This window comes from Janibacter zhaoxuefangae (assembly GCF_050271985.1).
In the GTDB taxonomy this organism is placed as follows: Bacteria; Actinomycetota; Actinomycetes; order Actinomycetales; family Dermatophilaceae.
This window is the reverse complement of sequence record NZ_CP189849.1, coordinates 75,507-99,503: the sequence shown is the minus strand read 5'-3', so window position 1 is coordinate 99,503 and position 23,997 is coordinate 75,507. Positions and strand designations below refer to the sequence as shown.

At 69.1% G+C, this 23,997-nt stretch carries 23 protein-coding genes and 1 pseudogene; 4 read left to right on the top strand and 20 right to left on the bottom strand.

Translation table 11 applies throughout. The annotated features are described in order from the left end of the window. Positions 1-37: 37 nt before the first annotated feature. Positions 38-1,477, bottom strand: a complete 1,440-nt coding sequence (gene nhaA, locus ACQBAS_RS00480) for a Na+/H+ antiporter NhaA (RefSeq protein WP_427384353.1) — start codon at positions 1,475-1,477, stop codon at positions 38-40. Next, positions 1,474-1,836, bottom strand: coding sequence for a class I SAM-dependent methyltransferase (locus tag ACQBAS_RS00475; RefSeq protein WP_427384352.1), 363 nt, complete (start codon positions 1,834-1,836; stop codon positions 1,474-1,476). The genes nhaA and ACQBAS_RS00475 overlap by 4 nt, the downstream gene beginning before the upstream one ends. Before the next feature lie 56 nt (positions 1,837-1,892). Here ACQBAS_RS00475 and ACQBAS_RS00470 point away from each other — a divergent pair. Next, positions 1,893-3,087, top strand: a pseudogene (locus tag ACQBAS_RS00470) (IS3 family transposase). A gap of 9 nt (positions 3,088-3,096) precedes the next feature. Here ACQBAS_RS00470 and ACQBAS_RS00465 read toward each other — a convergent pair. From ACQBAS_RS00465 to ACQBAS_RS00420, 10 genes are all read right to left on the bottom strand, one after another. Then, entirely contained in the window at positions 3,097-3,372 is a 276-nt protein-coding gene (locus tag ACQBAS_RS00465) for a hypothetical protein (protein ID WP_427384351.1), read from the bottom strand. Positions 3,373-3,375: 3 nt separating this feature from the next. Then, a complete protein-coding gene (locus ACQBAS_RS00460; RefSeq protein ID WP_427384350.1) occupies positions 3,376-3,933 on the bottom strand; it encodes a hypothetical protein in 558 nt (185 codons plus the stop codon). A gap of 305 nt (positions 3,934-4,238) precedes the next feature. Then, positions 4,239-5,096 (bottom strand): HpcH/HpaI aldolase/citrate lyase family protein, encoded by an 858-nt coding sequence (locus ACQBAS_RS00455; protein WP_427384349.1) that lies wholly within the window; start codon positions 5,094-5,096, stop codon positions 4,239-4,241. Next, positions 5,093-6,259, bottom strand: a complete 1,167-nt coding sequence (locus tag ACQBAS_RS00450) for an acyl-CoA dehydrogenase family protein (protein ID WP_427384348.1) — start codon at positions 6,257-6,259, stop codon at positions 5,093-5,095. Before ACQBAS_RS00450 ends, ACQBAS_RS00455 begins: the two co-directional genes overlap by 4 nt. Then, positions 6,256-7,473, bottom strand: a complete 1,218-nt coding sequence (locus ACQBAS_RS00445) for an MmgE/PrpD family protein (protein WP_427384346.1) — start codon at positions 7,471-7,473, stop codon at positions 6,256-6,258. Before ACQBAS_RS00445 ends, ACQBAS_RS00450 begins: the two co-directional genes overlap by 4 nt. Beyond that, positions 7,470-8,627 (bottom strand): CaiB/BaiF CoA transferase family protein, encoded by a 1,158-nt coding sequence (locus ACQBAS_RS00440; RefSeq protein ID WP_427384345.1) that lies wholly within the window; start codon positions 8,625-8,627, stop codon positions 7,470-7,472. The genes ACQBAS_RS00445 and ACQBAS_RS00440 overlap by 4 nt, the downstream gene beginning before the upstream one ends. Before the next feature lie 112 nt (positions 8,628-8,739). Continuing rightward, positions 8,740-10,026 carry a TRAP transporter large permease gene (locus ACQBAS_RS00435; protein ID WP_427384344.1) on the bottom strand — a complete coding sequence of 429 codons (1,287 nt, stop codon included), beginning with the start codon at positions 10,024-10,026 and terminating at the stop codon, positions 8,740-8,742. Continuing rightward, entirely contained in the window at positions 10,023-10,700 is a 678-nt protein-coding gene (locus ACQBAS_RS00430; protein WP_427384343.1) for a TRAP transporter small permease, read from the bottom strand. Before ACQBAS_RS00430 ends, ACQBAS_RS00435 begins: the two co-directional genes overlap by 4 nt. A gap of 63 nt (positions 10,701-10,763) precedes the next feature. Continuing rightward, positions 10,764-11,810: a DctP family TRAP transporter solute-binding subunit gene (locus ACQBAS_RS00425; protein ID WP_427384342.1), complete on the bottom strand. Its 1,047-nt coding sequence runs from the start codon at positions 11,808-11,810 to the stop codon at positions 10,764-10,766. Between the two features lie 117 nt (positions 11,811-11,927). Next, positions 11,928-12,704 carry a GntR family transcriptional regulator gene (locus ACQBAS_RS00420; RefSeq protein WP_427384341.1) on the bottom strand — a complete coding sequence of 259 codons (777 nt, stop codon included), beginning with the start codon at positions 12,702-12,704 and terminating at the stop codon, positions 11,928-11,930. 196 nt (positions 12,705-12,900) lie between these two features. On the opposite strand from ACQBAS_RS00420, the gene ACQBAS_RS00415 reads away from it, so the two are divergent. Beyond that, positions 12,901-14,127, top strand: a complete 1,227-nt coding sequence (locus tag ACQBAS_RS00415; RefSeq protein ID WP_427384340.1) for an acetyl-CoA hydrolase/transferase family protein — start codon at positions 12,901-12,903, stop codon at positions 14,125-14,127. A gap of 170 nt (positions 14,128-14,297) precedes the next feature. Here the strand turns inward: ACQBAS_RS00415 and ACQBAS_RS00410 are convergent, their stop codons facing one another. Beyond that, on the bottom strand, positions 14,298-14,786 hold the full coding sequence (locus tag ACQBAS_RS00410; protein WP_427384338.1) for a hypothetical protein: 489 nt from the start codon (positions 14,784-14,786) through the stop codon (positions 14,298-14,300). 159 nt (positions 14,787-14,945) lie between these two features. On the opposite strand from ACQBAS_RS00410, the gene ACQBAS_RS00405 reads away from it, so the two are divergent. After that, entirely contained in the window at positions 14,946-16,646 is a 1,701-nt protein-coding gene (locus ACQBAS_RS00405; protein ID WP_427384337.1) for a sensor histidine kinase, read from the top strand. Beyond that, positions 16,643-17,275, top strand: coding sequence for a response regulator (locus ACQBAS_RS00400; RefSeq protein ID WP_427384336.1), 633 nt, complete (start codon positions 16,643-16,645; stop codon positions 17,273-17,275). Before ACQBAS_RS00405 ends, ACQBAS_RS00400 begins: the two co-directional genes overlap by 4 nt. A gap of 40 nt (positions 17,276-17,315) precedes the next feature. Here ACQBAS_RS00400 and ACQBAS_RS00395 read toward each other — a convergent pair whose 3' ends face one another. From ACQBAS_RS00395 to ACQBAS_RS00365, 7 genes are all read right to left on the bottom strand, one after another. Beyond that, positions 17,316-18,485, bottom strand: a complete 1,170-nt coding sequence (locus ACQBAS_RS00395; RefSeq protein WP_427384334.1) for an ABC transporter permease — start codon at positions 18,483-18,485, stop codon at positions 17,316-17,318. Then, positions 18,482-19,390, bottom strand: a complete 909-nt coding sequence (locus ACQBAS_RS00390) for an ABC transporter ATP-binding protein (RefSeq protein ID WP_427384333.1) — start codon at positions 19,388-19,390, stop codon at positions 18,482-18,484. Before ACQBAS_RS00390 ends, ACQBAS_RS00395 begins: the two co-directional genes overlap by 4 nt. Before the next feature lie 35 nt (positions 19,391-19,425). After that, the gene (locus ACQBAS_RS00385) at positions 19,426-20,148 is read right to left on the bottom strand and encodes a response regulator (RefSeq protein ID WP_427384332.1); all 723 of its coding nucleotides are present in this window, start codon (positions 20,146-20,148) and stop codon (positions 19,426-19,428) included. Further along, the gene (locus ACQBAS_RS00380; RefSeq protein WP_427384331.1) at positions 20,141-21,223 is read right to left on the bottom strand and encodes a sensor histidine kinase; all 1,083 of its coding nucleotides are present in this window, start codon (positions 21,221-21,223) and stop codon (positions 20,141-20,143) included. The genes ACQBAS_RS00385 and ACQBAS_RS00380 overlap by 8 nt, the downstream gene beginning before the upstream one ends. Positions 21,224-21,605: 382 nt before the next feature. Continuing rightward, positions 21,606-22,514 carry a biotin-dependent carboxyltransferase family protein gene (locus tag ACQBAS_RS00375; RefSeq protein WP_427384330.1) on the bottom strand — a complete coding sequence of 303 codons (909 nt, stop codon included), beginning with the start codon at positions 22,512-22,514 and terminating at the stop codon, positions 21,606-21,608. Beyond that, entirely contained in the window at positions 22,511-23,188 is a 678-nt protein-coding gene (locus ACQBAS_RS00370; RefSeq protein ID WP_427384329.1) for a 5-oxoprolinase subunit B family protein, read from the bottom strand. The genes ACQBAS_RS00375 and ACQBAS_RS00370 overlap by 4 nt, the downstream gene beginning before the upstream one ends. Before the next feature lie 3 nt (positions 23,189-23,191). Continuing rightward, positions 23,192-23,959, bottom strand: coding sequence for a LamB/YcsF family protein (locus tag ACQBAS_RS00365; RefSeq protein WP_427384328.1), 768 nt, complete (start codon positions 23,957-23,959; stop codon positions 23,192-23,194). Positions 23,960-23,997: the final 38 nt, after the last annotated feature.

The following is a 23,997-nucleotide window of genomic DNA, read 5'->3' as shown; positions in this document are numbered from 1 at the left end:
GGCGTCGGAGGGCTCACGCCGGAGGCGTCGGAAGGGCTCAGACCGCGGGCTCGGGAGTCGGTGCCGCCGGGGCCGCCGGGGCCGGCCGGCCCGACCCGAACCGCAGCAGCAGGTACCCCAGAATGCCGGCCACGACGCTGCCGATGATGATCCCGAGCTTGGCCGACTCGGCGAAGTGCGGCTCCTGCGGGAAGGCGAGGTTGGCCACGAACATCGCGACGGTGAACCCGACGCCCGCACAGACGGCCACGCCGAGCAGGTGCATCCGGGTCATGCCCTCGGGGAGGGTGCCGAGGCCGAGGCGGGTCGCGAGCGCGGCGGCCGCGTAGACACCAATGGCCTTGCCGAGGACGAGGCCGAGGCCGACGCCGACGACCACGGGGTCGGTCAGCCAGTCGCCGACGGGCGTGCGCGGGATGACGACGCCCGCGTTGGCGAAGGCGAAGATCGGCACGATGACGAAGGCGGACCACGTGGAGAGGTAGTGCTCCATCCGATCGAGCGGCGACTGGGTCTCCGTCGAGAGCCGGGCCAGTTCGCGGAAGGTGCCGTGGTTGAGGGCGTGTTCGTCGTGGGTGAGGCGACCGTCGCCGAGGCGTTCCTCGATGGTGCCGAGCAGGCCGCGGGCGACCTTCGGGTAGTCCTGCGGCGCGAGCAGCGACCAGGCGGGCGTGAGGAAGCCCATGGCGACGCCCGCGATCGTCGCGTGCACGCCGGACTCGTGCATGCAGAACCAGGCGAGGAGCCCGACGAGTGCGAAGGCGCCGACCGAGCGGACCCGCATCCGCGCCAGGACGGCGGTGAGGGCGATGAAGCCGAGGGCCGCGGCGAGCCAGGCGAAGCTCAGGCCGTGGGCATAGAAGATCGCGATGACGACGATGGCCCCGAGGTCGTCGGCGATGGCGAGGGTGAGCAGGAAGAGGCGCGCGCCGGCGGGGACGCCGGGCACGGCGGCGAGGACGGCCACGGCGAAGGCGATGTCCGTCGCCATCGGGATGCCCCAGCCGTGCGAGGCCGGGCCGCCGGCGTTGACCATCGCGTAGATCCCCGCCGGGACGATCATGCCGCCGAGGGCCGCGATGATCGGCGTGGCCGCGGCCCGGCGGTCGCGGAGCTGTCCGAAGAGCCACTCACGCTTGATCTCGAGGGCCACGACCATGAAAAAGATCGCCATGAGCCCGTCGTTGACGACGTCACGCAGGCTGAGGTGAAGGACGTCGAACGAGCCGACCGTGAGGTGCAGCTCCGACGTCCAGAAGGACTCGTAGTCCTGCTGGAGACCGGTGTTGGCGATGACGAGCGCCAGCACCGCGGCGGCTAGCACGGCAATGGCCGTGCTGACCTCGAGATCCATGAGCCGCTGCATCGGGCGCACGATGGCGCGCGGCACGAAGGTGTCCCGGGCGCTCCAGCTGTGCGCGACGACCTGGTCGCCACTGGTCTCGACGATGGGGTCGGCCTGGTGCTCGTTCGTCATGCGGTGCGCTTCCGATAGGCCATCAGGGTGTAAGTCGGCTCTCCTCGCTGACCCACGCCGACGAACGTCGTCTCGCCAGCTGGGTCGAGGCCATGATCTCCAGCCAAGGCGGTGACCAGCCCGCGCTCATCGGTGGCTGACCGGTCCATCGCGCCGTTTGCCGCGGCCTTGTCGACGGTGGTCACGAGAAGCCCAGCCGGACGCAGGACCCGGGCAGCCTCCGCAACCATCGGCTCGGCGTCGGGCACAAGGTGCAGCAGCCACACCATGGTGACGCAGTCCAGCGCGCCATCCGCGAAAGGGAGATGGGCAGCGTCGGCGGCCAGCGCCGACCCGGGCAGACGGGGGGACTGCTGCACGAATAGGTGACAACTGAACTGGCTTGCCCGACGGGCAGGCTTGAGAGGATGTCGCTGTGCCCAAGCCCTACCCCCGCGAGTTCCGTGACGACGTTGTTCGTGTCGCCAGGAGCCGGGATCCGAAGACCCCGCTGGAGCAGATCGCGAAGGACTTCGGGATCCACCAGACCACGTTGAACTCCTGGATGCGCGCCGCCGACGTCGAAGACGGCACCAAGCCCGGGATGACCGAGGACCAGAACGCCCAGCTACGCGAGTTGAAGCGGCGCAACCGGCTCCTCGAGCAAGAAGTCGAGGTGCTGCGCCGGGCGGCTGCCTACTTGTCGCAGGCCAATCTGCCGGGAAAATGATGTACCCGCTCGTCCGCGCGAGCTGGCCGTCGACGGGATCCCCGTCACGGTGACGTGCCGGGTACTCAAGATCGCTCGCCAGCCCTACTACCGCTGGCTCCAGGCGCCGGTCACCGACGCAGAACTGGTCGAGGCCTACCGCGCCAACGCGCTGTTCGACGCCCACAAGGACGACCCGGAGTTCGGGTATCGGTTCCTGGTCGACGAGGCCGCTATCGCAGGTGAGGCGATGGCGGAGCGGACAGCGTGGCGGATCTGTTCCCAGCTGGGGTGGTGGTCGGTGTTCGGCAAGCCCAAGCACGGCAAGGCGAAGAAGCCCGGTCCACCGGTCCACGACGACCTGTGCGCCGTGGTCGACAAGCACGGCGTCGTCCGGCACGAGTTCAAGGCTGATGCCGCGAACGAGTTGTGGCTGTCGGACATCACGGAGCATTGGACCGCGGAAGGCAAGCTCTACGTCTGCGCGATGAAGGACGTCTACTCCAACCGGATCGTGGGCTACTCGATCGACTCGAGGATGAAGTCGCGACTGGCGGTCGCGGCGCTGAACAACGCGGTCGCCAGGCGCGGCGACGTGGCCGGCTGTGTGGTTCACACGGACAGAGGATCGCAATTTCGAAGCAGGAAATTCGTCCACGCACTCAACCGGCACGGCATGGTCGGATCCATGGGCCGCGTCGGTGCGGCCGGGGACAACGCGGCCATGGAGAGCTTCTTCTCACTGCTCCAAAAGAACGTCCTCGACCGCCGCGCCTGGGCCACCCGCGAGGAGCTCCGGATCGCGATCGTGACCTGGATCGAGAGGACCTACCACCGACGCCGACGCCAGGCCGGCCTCGGACGATTGACCCCTGTTGAATACGAAGCCATCATGACCACGCCCGCCACTCAGGCTGCGTGACCCAACCTGTCACCCGTTCGTGCAGCAGTCCCGGGGCTGCGCGTGCCGGAGCATCTCGAGCACGCGGTCGGCCACGCCCACACGACAGCCGAAGCTCGCGATTTCGCGGCCGACGATCCCGGTCCCGCCCGCAACGTCGAGGATGGAGCACCCTGCGCCGTCGCCCTGACCGGCGCTCAGCGGGCCCAGAAGCCGGAGAACGGCCTCGGCTGCTGCGCGGGCGCGGGGCAGACCACCCCTGGTCGCGTCGTAGCGCTCAGCCTCTTGGACATAGTCAAGCGGCACGGGTCAGCCGTCCGATGCCGCAGCGGTCGTGTTGCTCATCCGCGTCAGGCTACTGCGAGCCGTGCATCGGCCGTGGACATCCAACACCTCGGCACCGTGCTCGACGCCAGCTTCTCCCGCGACCACCGTGAGCGTCTGGGGACCGATCATCGGTGCGACGAGGCGATACGTGTACTTCTGGCCGACCAGGCCGCCGCCTTCGCGCCGGTGGAGCTCGCCCATAAGGAGGGCCTGGAGCGGACCGTGGACGACGAGGTCGTCATAGCCCTCAAACTTCACCCAGCGGTGGTCGTAGTGGATGCGGTGGGCGTTGTATGTCAGGGCCGAGAACCGAAAGAGCAGGGCCTCGTCCACACGCAGAGTCAGCGCCGGCGAGCGCGGTGGGTCCTGTGGCACGTCGTCGAGGGATCCAGTGGCGGAGGGGACGCGGCTGCCCTCGGCCCGGTAAACGATGTCGTGTTCGTCGACGACGGCCAGCACTCCGTTCTGGCTGATCTCGTGTCGGAGGGTGACGAAGGTGAGCGGCCCGGTCGAGCCCTCCTTCTCGACCGTGTTGCTCACGCAAGTGAACCGCGTGGCCTCCTCACCAAAACGCAACTCGCGCAAGGTGGTGACGCGGCCACCGGCGTACATCCGCATACGGCCCGGCCCGGGAGGGGCTGGTAGTCCGAAGGTGGGATGGCCGTCGGGGCCAAGGTCGGCGTGTGGCCGACGATCGAGGAGGTGGGCCCAGTGCCAGAGCGCTGGGAGCACGGCGGTCGGCGCGGGGATACCGAGCAGGCCCGCGAGTGCCTCGCTCGGCTCACGGGTGATGAGTTCTGTGCGGGTGACCGACTCTGGCAGTCGCACATCGCGATCACGTGTCGTCATGCGCGGTCTCCTTCACGGGCCAGGACAGATTTGGCCCTGTTCAGCACGGGTGCGTCGACCATGTGGCCATCGAATCGCACGGCGCCGGCGCCCCCAGACTCAGCGGCATGCAGGACGCGCCGCGCCCAGGCCACCTCGTCAGCACTCGGAGCGAAGGCGGCACTCACAGCCGCGATCTGTCGGGGGTGGATGCAGAACTTCCCGGTGAACCCAAGGCAGGCGGCTCGCCCAGCGTCTTCGCTGGCCACTCCGGGGTCATCGAGTTCGGTGGTGACTCCGTCGACTGGGCCGGCCAGGCCCGCCGCCCGCGAAGCGACGACGAGCGTCGAACGCGCCAGCAGCATCGCTTCGGGCCCGGTGTCGGAACCGATGTCGGCAGCAAAGTCGAGGTGGCCAAAGGCGAGGCGCACGACGCCGGGGGCTGCGGCCATGTCGGCGGCACGCAGAAGTCCGAGCGCGGTCTCCACGAGGGCGACGACAGGCGCGCCGGTCACTTCGTGGGCGCGTGCCACGGCCGCGACATCGGCCGCCATGGGTACGACGATGGCGGCCAAGCCCTGCACATCGGCGAGGGCCGCGAGGTCTGCCTCAAAGCGGTCGTGGTGGCCAGCCCCGTTGACGCGGACAGCCCCGATGTTGCCTTCCTGTGAGAGCCAACTGGTGACAGAGGCGAGGGCCTCGTCCTTGTCGTCCTCGGTCACGGCATCCTCAAGGTCGAGGACGATGATGTCTGCCCCCGCCTTGAGCGCCTTGTCGAATCGATCCGGTCTGCTGCCCGGGACGAAGAGGAAGGTCGTGGCGGTTCCCGCCGCTCCGCAGGCGCCCTCCGCAGCGAGTCGCTCCGACTCCGTCACGGCGCCACACTCCCGCGTTTGACGAGCTGTCGCGCGATGACGTCCCTCTGGATCTCGTTCGTACCCTCGCCCACGATCATGAGTGGAGCGTCGCGGAAGTAGCGCTCGACGTCGAACTCCGTCGAGTACCCATATCCACCGTGGATACGAACGGCGTTGAGGGCGATCTCCATGGCCACCTCGGATGAGAAGAGTTTGGCCATCCCGGCCTCCATGTCCGAGCGCCGGCCGCGGTCATACTGACGCGCAGCGTGCAACGTCAGTTGACGAGCGGCCTCGAGCTTGGTCCCCATGTCCGCGAGGTAGTTCCCGATGCTCTGGTGCTTCCAGATCGGCTTGCCGAAACTCTCGCGGTCCTGGGCGTAGCGCAGGGCGTCCTCGAGTGCGGCTCGCGCGACACCGAGCGCGCGCCCGGCAACTTGGAGCCGCCCGATCTCGAGACCGCGCATCATTTGGGCGAAGCCCTCCCCCTCGTTGTCACCGAGAAGGGCCGATACTGGGGCGTTCAGTCCCTCGAAAACCAACTCGCAACTCTCGACGCCCTTGTAGCCGAGCTTCGGGAGGTCTCGCGAAATCGTGAGTCCATCGGCGCCCACGCGCTTGTCGACGAGGATGATCGAGATGCCCTTGTGGCGCGGCTCCGCCTGTGGATCCGTCTTGACGAGCACCGCGATGAGGTCGGAGTGGCGGGCGTTGGAGATCCACATCTTCGATCCGTCAATGACGTAGCGTTCGCCCTCCCGCCGCGCCGTCGTACGCATCGCTTGAAGATCGGACCCGCCGCCGGGTTCGGTGAGGGCCATCGTCGCGCGCAGCTCGCCGGTGGCCATGAGCGGAAGGTAAGTGTCCTTCTGCTCCTCAGTGCCGTAGTCCTGGATCAGCTTGGCGACGACCCCGTGGCCGCCAGCCGCTCCGGCCAGCGACATCCAACCGCGGGACAGCTCCTCGGTGACGAGCACGTAGCACTCTGCACTGACCTTCGCGACCCCCCACGGCTCGCCGATGGCAAGACCGTAGATGCCGATGTCCTTCATGGTCTTGATGAGTGCATCGGGGTAGGTATTGCTGTGCTCCAGTTCTTGGACGACGGGCTTGACGTCCCGGTCGACAAACTCGCGTACGAGGTTGACGATGGCACGCTCCTCATCGATGAGGTCGATCATGATGCGGCTGCTCCTTGAGTTGGGGTTGGGAGGTGCGCGGCGAGAAGTGCGGTCGAGGCCGACCACGTGATGTCACTAATGCCAATGCCGGTGCCAGCCAGGCACTCGATGAGTTTGTCCTCGAGCTGTTCCCGTGTCGGCGGGTTGGCTGGCGAGCCAGGAGGGTCGATCAGCGTGGACCGGAGGTTGCCCGTCGCTGACTCGACGGTGATGTCGACCTGTCCGGCCAGCAACTGTTGAGCCCCTTCGGCATGCGCGTCGACCTCGACACGTTGGACGAGGTCGCGTAGGCGCTCGCGCTGCGCTCCCTCATCGCTGAACGTCGCGAAGCCGCAGTAGTCGTCCACCAAGGCCGCCACCACGGAGTACTCGAGGCTGAACTTCGCCTCGAGGCCCGTCGACGGTCGAGAGTGGATCAGCGGGGTGATGGTCCCCTTCGGCGTCCGGACGACGATCCGGGTGATGTCGTCCAGGTCACCCACCTGCTGCCGCAGCGCGGCGGCCGCGCCGATGGGACGCTGGAGCGCGTAGCAGCACGGGTGCAGCTTGATCGCGAGACCGCCCGGCACGGCCGGACCGCTGAGGTCCACGTGATCCCGCTCAGCCCCCACGAGCACGAGCCACTCGTCGACGACATCGACATTGGCCTCGACCCCGTCGGCAGCCAGACGAGCCGCGCGAATCCCCGCTTCGACGGCGAAACTCACCTGGATCGACTTCGCGTCCGTGCCGAAGGCGCCATGGACGCCCCCGGCAGCCGGCACCGCGAGCGCGATGGCCGTGGCCGTGGTCTCGGCATCGAGGCCGAGCCCGACTGCGGCCGTCACAGCGGCAGCGAGCGCGCCAGCAGTAGTTGTCGCATGCCAGCCAGCAGAGTAGTGCGACCAGCCCAGCGCCGTGCCGAGCCGAGCCATAACCCCAGCCCCAGCGAGGTATGCACGCGCGCCTCCGCCGGTCGCCAGCGCGACAGGCACGCAGACAGTGCTGATGTGCGTCGTCGACGGCAGGTGCAGGTCGTCGAAGTCGACCAGGTGCGCCGCGAGTGCCCACCGTGCCGGCTCGGTCAGTGCGGCCGTGCGCCTCAGGAGGTCCTCGTCGCGGGCGACGAGAGCGACGGCGACGGTGTCTCTCAATTGACGGTCCGCCAACTCAAGATCATCCGTTGTGGGCTCCAGGTCGCAGGCCCAACGGGCAAGGTCGAGAGCGGTGCTCATGCGGGTTCCTCCGGGAGACTCAGACCGAACTCGGCCAGCACTGCCGCAGTGTGCTCGCCGACGGCGGGGACGGGGTTCATCACGGGTTCGTCGCCGTCGAGAGTGGCGGGCGGGACGAGCGCCTTGAGCGCGCCGACTGGACTGTCAACCTCGCGCCAGCGGTCCCGGGCAACGAGCTGCTCATGGGCCGCGAAGCCCCGCAGATCGCGCAAGCGTGCGTTGGCGATGCCGACGGTCTCGAGGCGATCCATGACCTCGTCCGGATCCCAATTCGCGAAGACACGCGCGATCTCGGACGTGAGCTCAGTCCGATGGGCGACGCGCAGGGAGTTAGTGACGAAGCGGCCGTCCGTCGCAAGATCCGGCACACCGAGCACGTCGTCGCAGAAGATGCCCCACTCACGTTCATTCTGGATGCCGAGGAAGACCTGCTCGCCGCCCGCGCAGGGAAATGGTCCGTACGGCGCGATCGCTGCGTGCGACGCGCCACTACGCACCGGATCGCTGCCGCCGTACTCGGCGAAGTACATGGGGAAGCCCATCCACTCTCCGAGCGCCTCGAGCATGGAGATCTCGACCGTTGCGCCCTCGCCGGTTGCACCACGCCGCAGGAGGGCTGTGAGGACGCCGGTGAAGGCGTACATACCTGCGGCGATGTCGGCAACGGAGATCCCCGCCTTCGAGGGGGTCTCGGGGGTGCCCGTGATGGAGACGAGACCCGCCTCGCACTGCACGAGCAGGTCGTACGCCTTCTTCGCCGCGTAGTCCCCGCCGCAGCCGTAGCCCGAGACCGAGACATGGATGAGGCGGGGACTCTGCGAGCGCAGCTGCTCTGCGCCGAGGCCGAGCCGCTCAGCAGCTCCGGGGGCGAGGTTCTGGACGAAGACGTCGGCTTGCGCGACGAGGCCTCGCACGGCCGCGATCCCCTGCTCGGTCTTGAGGTCGAGTGCCACGGACTCCTTCGACCTGTTGAGCCAGACGAAGTGCGACGACATGCCGCGCACCGTTTCGTCGTAGCCACGGGCGAAGTCGCCTACACCGGGGCGCTCGATCTTGATGACCCGGGCTCCAAGGTCGGCGAGTTGGCGGGTCGCAAACGGTGCCGCCACCGCTTGCTCGATGGACACGACGGTCAGTCCCGCGAGGGGCTGCATGACCATGCTCCTTGCGTCAGTAGGGATTGGGGACCATGGGGCCGACGCAGGCCGGCGCCATGGTGTGGTGGCACGCGCGGGGATCTCGTCCCCGCATCGGATCTGTCGGCCGCTAGCCCCTGCCCAGGAGGGCCAGCGAGATGAAGGGCAGGTAGGTCACCAGAGCGAGACCCAGCAGGAGGACGCCAGCCGTCGGCATGGCCGCCTTCGCCACCTTGACCACCGACAGCCCCGACAGGCCGCTCGCCACGAACAGGTTGAGACCAAACGGCGGCGTCACCATTCCGATCTCGAGGTTCATGATCATGATCACGCCGAGGTGGATCGGGTCCACGCCGAGCGCCACGCCGATGGGCATGAAGATCGGGGCGAGGATCAGGATCGCGCTCGACGTTTCCATGAAGCATCCAACGATGAGCAGGATGATGTTGACGAGCAGCAGGAACGTCCACTTGTTGAGGTTCATGTCGATCATCGCTTCGCTGACCTGATTCGGGATCCGCTCCGACGTGAGCACGAAGGTGAAGAGGATGCCGTTGGCGATGATGAACATGATCATGGCCGAGGTCTTGGCCGACCCGAGGATGACCCGCATCAGTCCGGCGAGGTCCAACTCGCGGTAGATGAACACAGCCACGAGGAGGGCGTAGACGGCAGCGACAGCCGCCGCCTCGGTGGGTGTAAAGATGCCGCCATAGATGCCACCCAGGACAATGACCGGCAGCATGAGGGACAGGAGGGCATCGCGCAGCGCCTTGACCTTCGCCGCTCTGCTCATGGCAACACCACCCTTGAGGCCGTAACCATTGCGGCGTGACAACCACACGACTGCCGCGAGCAACATCGCTCCAGCCATGATCCCGGGCAGGATTCCGGCGACGAAGAGGTCGCCGATGGACTGCTCGGTGGCAATGCCGTAGACGATGAGCGGGATCGACGGCGGGATGAGGATGCCGAGTGAGCCAGAGCTCGCGATGAGCCCTGTCGAGAACTCCTTGGGATACCCCGAACGAACCATCGCGGGAATGAGGAGGGTACCGACCGCGACGACGGTTGCTGGGCTGGAGCCCGAGATCGCCGCAAAGAACATGCACGAGAGGACGGCTGTCATCCCAAGTCCGCCGCGATAGTGCCCCACCAAGGCGTTGCCCGCCGTTGTCAGACGCTCGCTGATACCGCCACGGGCCATGATGTTGGCCGCCAGCACGAAGAACGGGATCGCCATGAGCGGGAAGGTGTTCAGCGAGTTGAAGAGGCGCTCAGGCACCTGGGTCAGCGGCGTTGTCGTGAAGTAGTAGAAGTAGAAGAGCGCGGACAGGCCGAGCGCGATGGCGATCGGTGCCGACGAGACCAACAGCCCGAAGAGCACCACGACAAGAACGATGGTTGCCTCAGTCATCGGGCACCTCCCGAGTGATCCGTGTCAGTGGGGGGCCCGGGCTCATGGCCGTCGGCCCCATCCTCGTCGGCGAAGGACGTTCGGGGATCGTGGTCAACGCCGCCCGCGCCTCGCGTGCCCCCGTCACCCACATTGCGGATGGCGTCGACGTCGAGCCCAATATTGGCTGCCTCGGCCTCGAGTGCCTCCTCGACCGCGTTGTCAGGCATCCCGTGGCGTGCCACATCGACGACGAACTGGATGCCACGGATGAACATCAGGGTCAGACCAATCGCCACGGCCAGCTCCATGGTCCACAGCGGCAGGTGCAGAGCCGGCGTGAGGGTGCTGCTCGAGAACGGCTCGAAGATGAGCATCCACGCCAAGTACCCGATGACGGCCAGGTAGACGAGCGTGACAACTCCCGCGATGAGCCCCATCACCTGCTTGCCCCGGGCGCCTAGGAAGGTGGCGACGACGTCGACGTTGACATGCTCGCGGTCGCGCAGAGTTGCCGCGGCGCCGATGAACGTGGAGAAGATGATCAAGTAAATGATCGCCTCCTCCGACCAGAACAGGAACACGCCGAAGGGGCGGAGTGCAACCTGGACCGCGGCGAGGATCGTCGCCAAGACCAGCGTTCCGCCGGCAAAGACGTTCTCGAATTTCGTGAGGGCAGAGTCGAACTGGTGCACGGAGCACCTCCTTCAAGGGGTGAGAGGGCGGGGCGGCCGATCCTTCAGCCGCCCCGCCAGCGGTCAGTTCTGCTTGCTGAGGAGTTCCTCGACGACGTCCTTGCCCAGGACGTCCTCGTACTGCTTCCACACCTTGGGCACGACAGCGTCCTTGAACGCCTGGCGCTCCTCGTCGCTGAGGACAGTGATCTCCGTCGTTCCCGCCTTCTCGATCTCGGCCTTGGCGTCGGCGTTCACCTGGGCGGCAACCTCGCGGTTGAGCTCAGTGGCGGCATCTGCCGCCTCGGTGACGACTTCCTGCAGGTCCTTCGGGAGCTCGTCGAACCACTTCTGGTTCACGACGAGGACGTAGCCGATGTATCCGTTGTTGATCTCCGAGATGTGCTTCTGCACGGTGTGCATCTTCTGGCTGGCGATGTTGGAGTACGTGTTCTCGCCACCGTCGATGACGCCTTGCTGCATGGCGCTGTACACCTCGGAGAAGGCCATGGGCGTCGCCTTGGCGCCCCATGCCTGGAACTGGCTTCGCAGGACGTCGGAGGGCTGGATGCGGAAGCTCAGTCCCTTGACGTCTGCAGGCTTGACCATCCCCTTGTTCGATGAAAATTGCTTGAGGCCGTTGTCCCATAGGCCAAGCACCTTCACGCCGTTTTCGGCGAGCTTCTTGTTGTTGTAGATCGCCTCGCCCACCTTGCTGTCCTGGGTGACGACCTCAGGGATGTCCTGGACATCGTCGAAGAGGAACGGCAGGTCCAAGACCTGCAGTTCAGGTGCGATGGTCGTGAACTTCGCACTGGCGGGCGCGAGCATTTGGACGCTGTTGCTCTGCAGCGCCTGCATCTCGTCCTTATCGCCATAGAGCTCGGAGTTCGGAAAGACCTCGACCTTGATCTTGCCCTCGGACTCCTCCTCGACGAGCTTGGCGAACTCGTTGGCAGCCTTGCCCTTCGGGGTGTTGTCAGTCGTCACGTGAGAGAACTTCAGGGTGTAGGTCTTGTCTTCACCGCCTCCGGAGTCTCCGCTTCGGGCGCCCCCGCATGCGGCGAGAGTGAGGGAAGTCAGTGCCGCGAGGCCGACGACGAGGTTGGCGCGAGTCCTGTTGGTGCTCATGTTTCCTCCGTGGTGTTTCTCGGACTTCGTTGTCCGGGGGACTGTGGGGGCCTGTTCCAGTGATCGGCGGCGGCGCTGACCGCGGTGTGACCCCGCGGGTCTGACGGTGGCGCGGCGTCAGGGAGACGGCGCGCGCCCTGGCTGCGGATCACCCCTTCTGCTCAGGCGGGTTCGGTGGGAGTAGTGGTCCGGTAGGAAGTGGCTCGTGGCCAACTCGAGCGGGCGCCCAAGGCGGTCGGTGTAGAGGCGCTCGATGCCCAAGAGCGGGCTGCCGGCGGGACACCCGAGGGCTGCGGCCAGGTGTGCCTCGGCGGCCGTCGCGCTGATCACCTGCTCGGCCTCACCGATGTCGTTACCCCGCGCCTCGATGAGGCCGATGATCGTCGTGCGGGTGTGCACGCCAGGATCAGTGAGCTCCGGCACGCCGACGAGTGTCGCGGCGATTGCTGGAGGGAGGTCGACACGAGTCCGACAGAACGCGGTGCCGCGGTGGAGCCTTTGGAAGACGAGACTGCTCACGTGTGGTGAGTTGAGGCGGAGCCGGTCTGCCGCGTCTCGGTCGATCCGGTCCGCGAGTGGCTCGACGAGTTCGAAGTCGGTATCGAGCTGGAGATTCATCAGATCGTCGATGCTTCCGAAGGCACGGCGGTATCGCGTTTCGCCCGGCATGACGAAGGTCCCGCTGCCCCGCACCCGGTAGACCAAGCCCTCCGCGACCAGGTCTTGGTACGCACGGCGAATGGTCTGCCTGCTGAGCCCGAGTTCAGTCGCGAGCGCGTGCTCGGTGGGCATTCGAGAGCCCTCCCCGAATTCGCCTTGGAAGATGCGCTCGCGCAGGCGCTGGGTCAGGAGCCGGTAGGAACTCTCACCGGGGCTGCGCGGGCGAACGTCCACGTGCAACTCCCTCGTCAGCCCCGGCGCCTCGTTGCACCAAGTTGTGCGGCCATATTAGAAATGGCCGCACAACTTCGTCAAGGGATGGCGGGCAGAAGTTCGTCGTCACCGTGACGCACAGATGAGCCCCGTGCGGTGGAGGGCGGAGCGGTGGTCCACGAGCACGGGCGCCCCTCCGCACGCAAGGATGGGGCCTATGCAGCACGTCACCACGGAGGAACTGGCCGCGCGCCTCGCGGCCCTGCCCGACAACCCGCGCATCGTCGTCAGCGGCAACATGTCGCTGCCGTTCGAGGCCGTCCGACTCGTCGACGCGACGCTGGCGACCTTCGTCCTCCATGCCCTGAACGGGCCGAAGGGGCTGCCCGACCGCGAGGGCGTGACGCTCGAGACGTGCTTCGTCGGGCCGGGGCAGCGGGGACGGGCGGGCCTGCGGTACATCCCGTCCCGGCTCTCCCTCGTGCCGCGACTTTTCGCCGGGCCACTGCCGCCCGACGCCGTGATCCTGCACTGCGCGCCGCCGCGTGACGGCCTGCTGAGCCTCGGCCTTGAGGTCAACGTCCTGCCCGCGGCGCTCGAGGCGTGCCGTGCCCGGGGTGGCCTCGTCGTCGCGGTCATCAACCCGCAGATGCCGCGGACCGGGGGTGACGCACTCGTGCCCGTCGAGCACGTCGACCTCGCGGTCGAGATCGACGCGCCCCTGGCCACGCACGTGCCGACCGCCCCCGACGCCGACAGCCAGACGATCGGTGCGCGGGTGGGCGAACTCATCGGCGACGGCGCGACCCTCCAACTCGGCATCGGGGCGGTCCCGGACGCGACGCTGCACGCGGTCCTCCACCGCAAGGAGTTGCGCGTCTGGACGGAGATGTTCTCCGACGGGGTCCTCGCCCTCGAGGAAGCCGGCTCGCTGGATCGCGGCCACCCGCTCGTCACGTCGTTCGCCTTCGGCAGCCGCGACCTCTACGACTGGCTGGACGACAATCCGCGCGTGCTCATGCGCCGGACCGAGACGACCAACGACCCGGGAGTGATCGCCCAGCAGCGGCGGATGACGTCGGTGAACACGGCGCTCGAGGTCGACCTCTTCGGGCAGGCCAACGCCTCGCGGATCAACGCCCGCATCCACTCCGGTTTCGGCGGCCAGACCGACTTCATCGTCGGCGCGCTGCACTCCCCCGGCGGTCAGTCCTTCATGGCGCTGCGCTCATGGCACCCCCGGGCGAACGTCTCGACGATCGTGCCGCTCGTCGACGAGCCGGTGACGAGCTTTCAGCAGAGCGCGGTCGTCACCGAGCAGGGCGTGGCGCGGCTGTGGGGGCTCGACGAGCGCGCGCAGGCTCGCGATCTCATCGAATGCTGCGCCCACCCGAGCGTGCGGGACGAGTTGTGGGAGGAAGCGGCCGCGCTGGGGCTGGCCTGAGCCGGCGGCGAGGCGGGCATGTCCGGTCCGACGTCGGCACGGATCGGCATCGTCGCGATGATCGACCCCCGGATGGCGACGGTGAGGTGGTGCCCGGCGTCCGCAACTCATGGCGGCGTCGGGTCCCCACCAGACGCGAACCGGTGACGACCTTCGCCCCGGGCAGCCGCTCAGCCCGTGACGACCCAGGAGATCGTCACAGCGGCGGCGTTGACGACGGGGTTGATGACCGCGAAGGCCAGACCGATCAGGCCGAAGACGCGCGCCGCGCCCTCCAGCGGTTTCCGCCCGCGCGTCAGCCCGGCCAGCGCCGCTGACGCGGCACCGAACATCGCCGGCATGCCGCACCAGAAGAAGGCGAGCGCCGGCACCGCCGCGATCCCCATCACGATCGCACCGACCTGGCGCTGGCGATCGGACCGCAGGCGGCTCACGGCCAACACGGAGACCGCGAGCGCGAGTGTGCCGAAACCGACGATGCCGGCAAGTTGCTCACCGAGTGAGCGTGGGGCGTCGCCGCTACCGGTATATCCGAGGAGCATCTCGGCGACGACGCTGCCCGACATGCCCACCACGCAGATGGCGTAGGCGATGCCGACGAGGACGGGGTACGTGGGGGTGCGGGTGGCCGGTGCGGCCACGGCCGGGTTGGCTGGCATGGGATCTCCTGAGCAGTGGTGGCGCGGATGCCTGTCCGACCACTGTGGTCGCACGCGCGACCCGGTCGCCAGAGCCCGGCGTCCCGGGTCGTCCCGCCGATGTCCCGGGAGAGTCCCGGGGCCTTCCGGGGCAGGGTCAGCGCGCGGATACTGACACCCATGAGCACATTGTCGGCACCGAGCACCTCGGTGTCGCCCCCTACCTTGGCACCCGCCGGTGGGGTGTCGGGCGAACTGCTGGTGGCGGTGGCGGTGCTCTCGCTCGGCGCCCTCCAGCCCGTGCTGGTGCTCCCCCACGACCGCCTCGTCGCCGACGCCAGCCTCCCGCTGCTCGGCTGGTTGCCGCTCGGCATCGCCGGCTTGATCCTGCTCGACCGCAGGCCGCGATCTCTCGTGGGCTGGGCCGCCGTGCTCGTGGCGGCGCTCACGCCGCTCGCGATGACACTGTCCACCCTGCCGACGCCGGCTCCCGGAGCGGCATCCGGACCCGGGTGGCTGCTGCCCGTCCTCGTGGTCGCCCTGGCCTCGCTGCCGGCGAGTGGACGATCTGCCCGCCGCTGGCGGACGTGGATCGTGCTGTGGGCGGTCATCGCCATCGCCACCGCGAGCGCCACGTGGACGTGGGGGACGCCCACCGCCTTCGGGCTGACCGCGACCCTCGGGTTGCTCGCCGTGGCCGGCTCGGTCGCAGGGGCCGCGCTCGTCCGGCAGCCACGCCCGGCTGTGGAACCGCTGGTCGACGTCGCCCTCGTGATCGGGGTGCTCCTCGCCGGCACCGTCGCCGGCTGGCTGATGTGGTCCTTCGCGCGTCACGAGCGGATCTTCGGGGCCGAGGTCGTCGGCACCCTCGCCGCTGCCGTCACCATCATGATGGCGACCCCAGCAGCGGTGGCGGTCCGACGCCACTTCCTCGCCCGCCGCTACGGCACTGGCCTCCTGAGTCCCCAGGACCTCGCCACGCTGACGGGCGGTCTCGGAGGTGACGGCGACCCCCGCGGGCTGTTGGGCACCGCCGCCGGTCTGGTGTCCGCGGCGAGCGCCACCGAGGCCGTCGAGATCGTCCTCGACCACCTCGAGGAGCGGCCCGGGTGGGCGACCTTCCCGCTCGTCGTCGGCGACGAGCGAGTCGGCACACTTGCCGTGCGCTTGCAGGAGCCCGAGGGGCTTGAGTCGCGCCAGGAGCACGTCGTGCGCCAACTGACTCCCACCGTCGCGCTCGCGGCGCGCGCGGTCGAACTGGCCGTGGAGGCGCAGCTTGCCCGGGCCGACGTGATCCGCGAGCGCGAGGTCGAACGGGCCCGCATCCTCGCCGATCTTCACGACGACCTCGGGCCGGCGCTGGCGGGCATGAGCATGCGGGTGGAGGCCGAGCGCGCCACCCGACCCAGCACCGAGCTGGGCGCCCTGGCCGCGGACCTCGCGGCCTGCCGGGCCGACCTGCGCCGCATCGTCTCCGCGCTGACCCCCGAGCCGCTGGTGGGTGCCGACCTGGCCGGTGCGCTCGAGACCCTCGTCACCTCCTTCCGCACCATCGGCGGACCGCAGGTGCATCTCGAGGTGCACGACGCCCACGACGTCGAGGGTGACCGGGCGATCGTCGTCTACCGCTTCGTCGCCGAGGCGGTGACCAACGCGCTGCGCCACGGCGGCGCGTCGGAGGTCCGGGTGCGGGTGAAGGGCCTCGGCGACGGACTGCGCGCTGAGGTCGAGGACAACGGCAGTGGCGGCCCGGTCGTGCCGGGCGTGGGCCTCACCTCACTGCGGACCCGCGCCCAGGAGGTCGGGGGGCACCTGGACCTCCACCGCGCGGCGACCGGCGGCCTCCTCGTCGTCCTCGACGTGCCGGGGTTCCGCGCGTGATCCGGGTCGTCCTGGTCGACGACCACCCGGTTGTGCTGGCGGGGCTGTCGGCGCTCGTCGACGCCGACCCCACGATGGAGGTCGTCGCGACCGCCGGCACGGTGGCCGACGCGCTCGCGTGGTCCGTCCAGCCCGAGCCTCAGGTCTGCGTGCTCGACCTGCGGTTGCCCGACGGCGACGGCGTGGCCCTCGGCCAGCGGCTGCGCGAGCAGTGGCCCGCGGTGAAGTTGGTCATCCTCACGATGACCCACGAGCCGGCCACGGTGCTCCGCAGCCTCGCCGCTGGAGTGGACAGCTACCTCGTCAAGGACTCGCCTCCCGACGAGTTGCTCGACGCGATCCGGGCGACGGCCAGCGGGTCGGTGGTGCTGAGCTCGGGGGCAAGCGCGTCGGTGCGGGTCGCCGCGTCGGCGGTGCCCGACACCAACGTGCTCGAACGGCTCGACGCCCGCGACCGGGAAATCCTCGGCCTCTTGGCACAGGGGCTCTCCACGCACCAGGTCGCCAGCCGGGTCTTCCTCGCCCCCAAGACGGTGCGCAACAGGGTCTCCGAAATGCTCGCCAAACTCGAGGTCGCCACCCGGGAGGACGCCCTCACGCTGGCCCGCTCAGCAGGGCTCGGGCGCTGAGTGCAGCCACACCGCCGACAGCCAGTGACGGGCCGGCCCCTCACATCGGGGTGGACCACGCCTGCTTGAGACTCAACCGCCCCGTCGTCTGCAGGAGCGAACGCTGGTAGAGCCGTGCGGCGACGCGGACGACGAGCCCGGCCGACGCGATGAGGATGGCCAGAGCGACGAGCGCCTGCCACCAGGGCGCGGATCCCTCGAGCACGCGTATGGGCATGAGGATGGCGGAGAAGGGCGGCACGAACGACAGCACTGTCTTGGCGACCCCGTCGGTCAGCAGGGCGGCAAAGAAGACGGCCATGGTGAGCATCGTCAGCGGCATCGAGGTCGACTGCACATCCTCGGTCCTCGACGCCAAGGCGCCGGCCACGGCCCAGAGGCAGGAGAGCAACGCGAACCCGACGACGAAGAAGACGGTGAACCACCCGACCGCACCGGAGACCGCCGGGACGAGACGGTCGTATTCGGTGAAGGAGAGTCCAATGAGACCGACACCGACGAAGAGCGCCATCTGAGCGAAGGCCAGAGCGAGGTTGCCCATGACCTTGCCCGCGAGCAGTTGGTTGACGGGAATCTTCGTGGTGATGATCTCCACGATTCGGCTCGCCTTCTCCTCGACGACGCTGTTGGCGAGCGCGATCCCGAAGGTCAGGGACGCGATGTAGAAGAGGAAGGACAGGGCAAAGCCCACTGCCTTCGCGATGGCCACGCGCTCCGCGTCCCCCTTGAGCAGCACGGTGCTGACCGTCGATCCGCGTCGCAACGCCTCCACTGACGTGCCGACCTCGGCCGCATTCTCGGCGAGGGTGGCGTCCCGGATCGCCGTGGTCGCGACGCTGGTCAACCCGGCAGGCACATCGTCCGCACCCGTGAGCACCCAGCCGTCGTTGCCTTCGTGCAGATGGACATCGGCGTCACCGTCGATGACCTTCTGCGACGCGGACGCGTCGCTGGCAGCCTCGCTCACCACGACCGTGGTCTTGTCATCGCCGGCCTCAGCCACTTCCTTGACCTGCTCAGCCATCTGGTGAGCGGCGCTGGAACTCGTGACGAGGGCAAATTCGGTGGCCTTGTTGGCCAGCAATGCCTGGACGCCGAGGACCACCATCAGGACCGCGAGCAGGCCCACCGTTCCGAAGAGGAACGCGCGGTCGGTGAGTTTGGTGATGATCTCGCGTCGGGCCACGGTCGGCCAGGCGGTGTGTGTCATGCCGTCACCTCACGGTAGATCTCGGACAGGGAGGGGATGTGCCGGGCGAAGTCGATGACATCGCCCCGCTCGATGGCTGCGCCGAGCAGCCGGTGGCGGGCGGTTGGCTCGGTGAACTCGACGAGGGCCGTGGTCCCGTCGACGTCGTGAACGTGTGTGCCGGGCTGGTCGCGGAGCCAACCCGCGTCACCGTCGAGCGTGATCCGGTAGCGCTCAGGACCACCGCTGCGCAGCTCCTCGACCCCACCGGTCGCCACGACACGACCCTGAGAGAGCACGACGAGTCGGTCGCAGAGGCGCTCCACGAGGTCCAGTTGGTGGGAGCTGAAGAGAACGGGCACGCCTGCGGCGGCGTGCTCACGCAGGAGGTCGACCATCGAGTCGACGGCCTGCGGGTCGAGACCGGAAAACGGCTCGTCGAGGATGAGCGCATCGGGTTGGGTCATGAGGGCGGCGATGATCTGGACCCGCTGCTGGTTGCCGAGCGACAACTTCTCGACCCGCTCCCGTGCGCGGTCGGCGAGGCCAAAGCGCTCGAGGTGGCTCATGATGGCGGTCTTGGCGCCCGCCGCGGTCATGCCCGAGAGTTCACCGAGATAGACGAGCTGATCGAGGACCTTCTGCTTGGGATAGAGCCCACGCTCCTCGGGCATGTAGCCGATCTGGCGGCGCACCGCGGCGGTGATGGGGGCGCCGTCCCACCGGACCTCACCGGCGTGGGTGGCGAGCAGACCCATGATCATCCGCATCGTCGTGGTCTTGCCGGCCCCGTTGCCGCCGACGAAGCCGGTCATCAGTCCCCCCGGGACGGTGAAGCTCACGTCGTCGACGGCCGTGATGTCCCCGAAGGAGCGGCTGAGTCCGGCAACCTCGAGGAGTGCTGCTCCGCTTCGTCTGTCTCTCATGACCTCCACGGTAGGAAGCCTGTGCAGGAAGCAGATCAGTCCTGCGGATGAGTTGGGCTCTCCGCCGGTCGGATGAGCCCGACCTCGTAGGCGAAGACGACGGCCTGGACCCGGTCACGCAGATGGAGCTTGGCCAGGCAGTTGGACACGTGGGTCTTGACTGTGGCCTCACCGACGAAGAGGGCCGCGGCGATCTCGGTGTTGGAGCGGCCCCGCGCCATGAGGGTGAGCACCTCGAGTTCACGGTCGGTGAGCCGGTCGAGCTGGTCGGCCGAGCCGACGTGAGGGTTGCCGACCGCCGTGCTCGGGGCTGAGGAGCGGGCGGCGGCGACCATCTCGGCGATGACGCGCGTCGTCACCTCCGGTGCCAGCAGAGCGTGCCCACCCGCGACGGCCCGGATGGCATCGGTGAGCTGTTCGGGCTCGGCATTCTTCAGCAGGAAGCCGCTCGCACCGGCGTGCAGCGCATCGAAGAGGTAGTCATCGCGGTCGAACGTCGTGAGGATGATGACCTTGGCGAGGTTTGCCGCCACGATGGCGCGCGTTGCCTCGATGCCGTCCATCACGGGCATCTGGACGTCCATCAGGATGACGTCGGGCCCGAGGTCATGCGCCGCGGCAAGGGCGAGCCGGCCGTTGGCCACATCGCCGACGACGTCGATGTCCTCGTCAACGGACAGCATCATCGCGAAGCCGGACCGCACGAGGTGCTGGTCATCGACGATGAGGACGCGGATCGGTGCAGCCGGCTCAGACATCATTCTCCCTCAGGGGAATTCGGACACGGACCCGGTAGCCACCCATCGGCCGCATCCCGATCTCCACGGTCCCCTTGTGCGACGCCGCGCGCTCGCGCATCCCGAGCTGGCCCAGGCCCGAGCCGGACGTCCCGTGCCGAGGTCGGCCGTTGTCGAGCACCTCGATCTCGGCATAGTCGTCGGCCGGGCCGTCGACCACGACTCTCGTGAACACGTCCGTGGCACTGGCCGTCGAGTGCCGGGTGACGTTCGCGAGCGCTTCCTGGACGATGCGATGGAGCGTGAGCCCGATGGACGCCGGGACCGCGGCGAGCGCACCATCGTGCGTTTCCACGACGTGGTGGGTCGTGCGCAATCCGGCCGCATCGCGCTCGGCGACGAGATCGACCACGTCCGCGAGGGTCGGCTCGGGACGGCGTGAGTCGTCGCCGCCGGCCGTTGCGTCGATGTCGCGCAGGGTGCCGAGCAGGCTGCGCATCTGGGTGACGGCGTCGCGCGAGCTGGACTCGATCTGCCCGAGCGCCACCGCAGCGTCCGCCGGCCGCGCGTCGATGACCCGGCGAGCGGCTGCGGCCTGCACACCGATGACGGAGATGTGGTGGCCGACGACGTCGTGCAGCTCACGGGCGATGCGCAACCGCTCGTCGACCACGGCGCGGCGCCGCAGCGAGTCGGCCTGCCGGGCGATGGTCTGCGCCTGCTCCTCGAGGCGCGCGCGTTGACGAGCGCCGCGCCAAGCGATCTGGCCGACGAGGATCGCGCCCACGAAGTAGCAGGCATTGATGGCCACGGTGGTCGCAACGGCGCCGACGGTGGGGCTGAACCAGCCATGCGTCTCGTCCTCCGGTGCGTCCTGGGTGAGTTCGGCGAGGCCGCCACCGAGGGCGAGTTGCCACCCCACCCACAGCAGCATGAAGACCGTGATCCCGGCGACCACCAGCAGCGCCGAACGTCGGTGTCTGGCATGGGCGACTGCGGCGTAGATCGCGACGAAGTAGACGGCCTGCAACGCCAGTTGAGCCATCACCATCGGCATCGTGACGCCGACGAGGAACATGTGGGCGGCTGCGAGCACTCCCACGAGGATCGGGTGCTGCCGGCGCCAGACCATGAGCATCGCCCCCGCTGCGGCTGCCCACCCGCGTGGATCTCGGTGATGCTGCGGGCCAGTTCGAGGAAGAGCACCCCGACGGCCGAGAGCGTGATGCCGACGAGCCAGTCGCCGCGCCCCAGCGGTGGGGCAGGACGCTCCCAGTCGTCATCGATCGCGAAGAACTCGCGGATGCGAGTCGGCACGGAGCGGCGAGCGGGCGGCATGCCCTCAGCCTAAGGACGGAGACGTCGGCGCGGATCCGTCGAGCGATGGAGCACCTCCCGCGGCCGCCACCGGCCGCCCGCGCTCAGGTCGCCCAGCGCAGTTGAGTAGACGCAGCGCAGTTCAGGAGACCCAGCGCAGTTCAGGAGACCCAGCGCAGACGCACGGACTGTCCGGGTCGCAGCTGGGCGGCGCGATCGACGTCGGCCGTGCGCACGACCCCGACGACGGGATAGCCGCCGGTGACCGGGTGATCGTTGAGGAAGAGGACGGGCTGCCCGTTCGGCGGCACCTGGATGGCGCCGCGGACCATCCCCTCGCTCGGGAGTTCGGCGTCGAGCCACCCGTCGGCGCGCACGAGAGGCGTGCCCTCGAGGCGAATCCCCTTGCGGTCACTGCGAATGGACACCGTCCACGGGCGATCCGCGAGGTCCTCGGGTGAGGCGAACCAGTCTCGGCGCGGGCCGGGCAGGACGGCGAGGGTGACGACACCGGTCTCGTCGCCGTTGCTGCCGCGCTGATCGTCCGGCGGTCGCAGCGCCGCAACCTCGACGTGCGGGAAGCGGTCGGTCTCCCCACCGACGGTCAGGACGTCGCCCGCCCGCAGCGGCGGCGGCCCGAGGCCCGACATCGTGTCGGTCGAGCGCGACCCGAGCACGAGCGGCGCGTCGATCCCGCCCCGGACGGACACGTATGTCCGCAGCCCGCGCGGCGGCATGGCCAGCGCGAGTTCCTGACCGTCATGCAGGACGAAGGGGGCCGCGTGCGGCCGGGGCGCCCCACCCACGGCGGCGGGGGCAGGGGCGCCGGTGAGACACAGGAGGACGTCACGCTCGGCCCGCAGGCGCAGCCCGCCGAGCGTCACCTCGAGCGACGCGGCCCCGTCGGCGTTGCCGAGCAGGCGCGCCCCGAGGAGGTGCGAGGCCACGTCGGCGGCGCCTGCGCGCCCCACCCCGACCGCGAGGTGCCCGAACCGGCCGAGGTCCTGGACCGTCGTGAGCGGGCCGGGCGCGACGACGACGAGACGCCGCGGGGCCGCCTGACGGCTCACGACCCCTCCGCCACGAACCGCACCGTCGTGCCCGGGAGGAGCAGGGCCGGCGGGTCGCGCTGCTCGTCCCAGAGGGCGACCTTCGTCGTCCCGATGAGCTGCCAGCCGCCGGGCGAGGACCGCGGATAGATCCCGCTGAACTCCCCCGCGAGGCCGACCGACCCGGCGGGCACGCGCGTGCGAGGTTCGGTCCTGCGCGGGACGGTCAGTCGCGGGTCGCCACCGACGAGATAGGCGAAGCCTGGCGCGAAGCCGCCGAACCCGACCCGCCAGGGCGTGCCCGTGTGGGCGGCAATGACCTCGGTCGGGGTGAGGCCGGTGAGACGCGCCACCTCCGCGAGGTCCGCGCCGGAGTAGTCGACCGGGATCTCGACGACCGGCCCGTCGCCCCGTTGATGGGCGTCACGGAGTTGGCGCTGCCTGGGTACGGGCAGCCCACCGAGAGCGCGCGAGAGCGCGTCGAGGTCGGTCGCGGGCCGGGTGACGAGCAGGAGAGTTCGGGCCCCGGCGACGAGCTCGTCGACCCCGGCCCACACCCCTTCGCCCGCGCTGACCAGCGACGCGAGCACGGCATGCAGGTCGAGCACGGAGTCGATGTCGGCGACCTCCACGAGGAGTGCGGCCTCGCCCATCGGCAACACCCGCAGGGCCCCGGTCGGCGCGTCGACGGGCACGACTCAGCTCACGAAGGGGTCGACCGCGACCCCGGCGTCCGCGAGCGCCGCACGAATGGCGCGCGCCATGGCGACGGCGCGCGACGAGTCCCCGTGGACGCACACGGAATGGGCCGCGATGGCGATCTCGGTGCCGTCGATCGCGGTGACGCGACCTTCCGTCACGAGCCGTACGACCCGGCGCGCGACGGCGGCGGGGTCGTCGAGCACGGAACCCGGCTCGCTCCGCGGGACCAGATGCCCCGCGGCGGTGTAGGCGCGGTCGGCGAAGGCCTCGGCGACGGTGGTCAGCCCCGCGTCGGCGGCCAGCCGCAGGAAGGCCGAGTCCGGCAGACCGAGCACGGGCAGCGTCGGGTCGAGCGCCACGACCGCCGCGACGACGGCCGCGGCCTGGTCCTCGTGGGTGACGATGGCGTTGTAGAGCGCGCCGTGCGGCTTGACGTACGAGACCTTCCCACCGGCCACCCGGGCGAGCGCGTCCAAGGCGCCGACCTGGTAGATGACGTCGGCGGTCAGCTCGGCCGAGTCCATGTCGATGAAGCGGCGGCCGAAGCCGACGAAGTCGCGATAGCCGACCTGGGCACCGATGACGATGCCGCGCTCGACCGCCTTCGCGCAGGTCTCCCGCAGGGTGAGGCTGTCGCCGGCGTGGAAGCCGCAGGCGATGTTGGCGCTGGTGACGACGTCGAGCATGGCCGCGTCGTCCCCGAGGCGCCACGCGCCGAGGGACTCGCCGAGGTCGGCGTTGAGGTCGATTCGCGGGAGCGTCATCGTCGCCTCAGGCGAGCGCTCGGGGAACTCCAGATCCG

Coding starts and splice junctions, on each gene's coding strand:
- ACQBAS_RS00410 (WP_427384338.1), bottom strand. CDS start 14,786: ATGCCAGCCAACCCGGCCGTGGCCGCACCGGCCACCCGCACCCCCACG.
- ACQBAS_RS00390 (WP_427384333.1), bottom strand. CDS start 19,390: ATGAGAGACAGACGAAGCGGAGCAGCACTCCTCGAGGTTGCCGGACTC.
- nhaA (WP_427384353.1), bottom strand. CDS start 1,477: ATGACGAACGAGCACCAGGCCGACCCCATCGTCGAGACCAGTGGCGAC.
- ACQBAS_RS00385 (WP_427384332.1), bottom strand. CDS start 20,148: ATGTCTGAGCCGGCTGCACCGATCCGCGTCCTCATCGTCGATGACCAG.
- ACQBAS_RS00415 (WP_427384340.1), top strand. CDS start 12,901: ATGCAGCACGTCACCACGGAGGAACTGGCCGCGCGCCTCGCGGCCCTG.
- ACQBAS_RS00395 (WP_427384334.1), bottom strand. CDS start 18,485: ATGACACACACCGCCTGGCCGACCGTGGCCCGACGCGAGATCATCACC.
- ACQBAS_RS00425 (WP_427384342.1), bottom strand. CDS start 11,810: ATGAGCACCAACAGGACTCGCGCCAACCTCGTCGTCGGCCTCGCGGCA.
- ACQBAS_RS00450 (WP_427384348.1), bottom strand. CDS start 6,259: ATGATCGACCTCATCGATGAGGAGCGTGCCATCGTCAACCTCGTACGC.
- ACQBAS_RS00435 (WP_427384344.1), bottom strand. CDS start 10,026: ATGACTGAGGCAACCATCGTTCTTGTCGTGGTGCTCTTCGGGCTGTTG.
- ACQBAS_RS00405 (WP_427384337.1), top strand. CDS start 14,946: ATGAGCACATTGTCGGCACCGAGCACCTCGGTGTCGCCCCCTACCTTG.
- ACQBAS_RS00365 (WP_427384328.1), bottom strand. CDS start 23,959: ATGACGCTCCCGCGAATCGACCTCAACGCCGACCTCGGCGAGTCCCTC.
- ACQBAS_RS00445 (WP_427384346.1), bottom strand. CDS start 7,473: ATGAGCACCGCTCTCGACCTTGCCCGTTGGGCCTGCGACCTGGAGCCC.
- ACQBAS_RS00440 (WP_427384345.1), bottom strand. CDS start 8,627: ATGCAGCCCCTCGCGGGACTGACCGTCGTGTCCATCGAGCAAGCGGTG.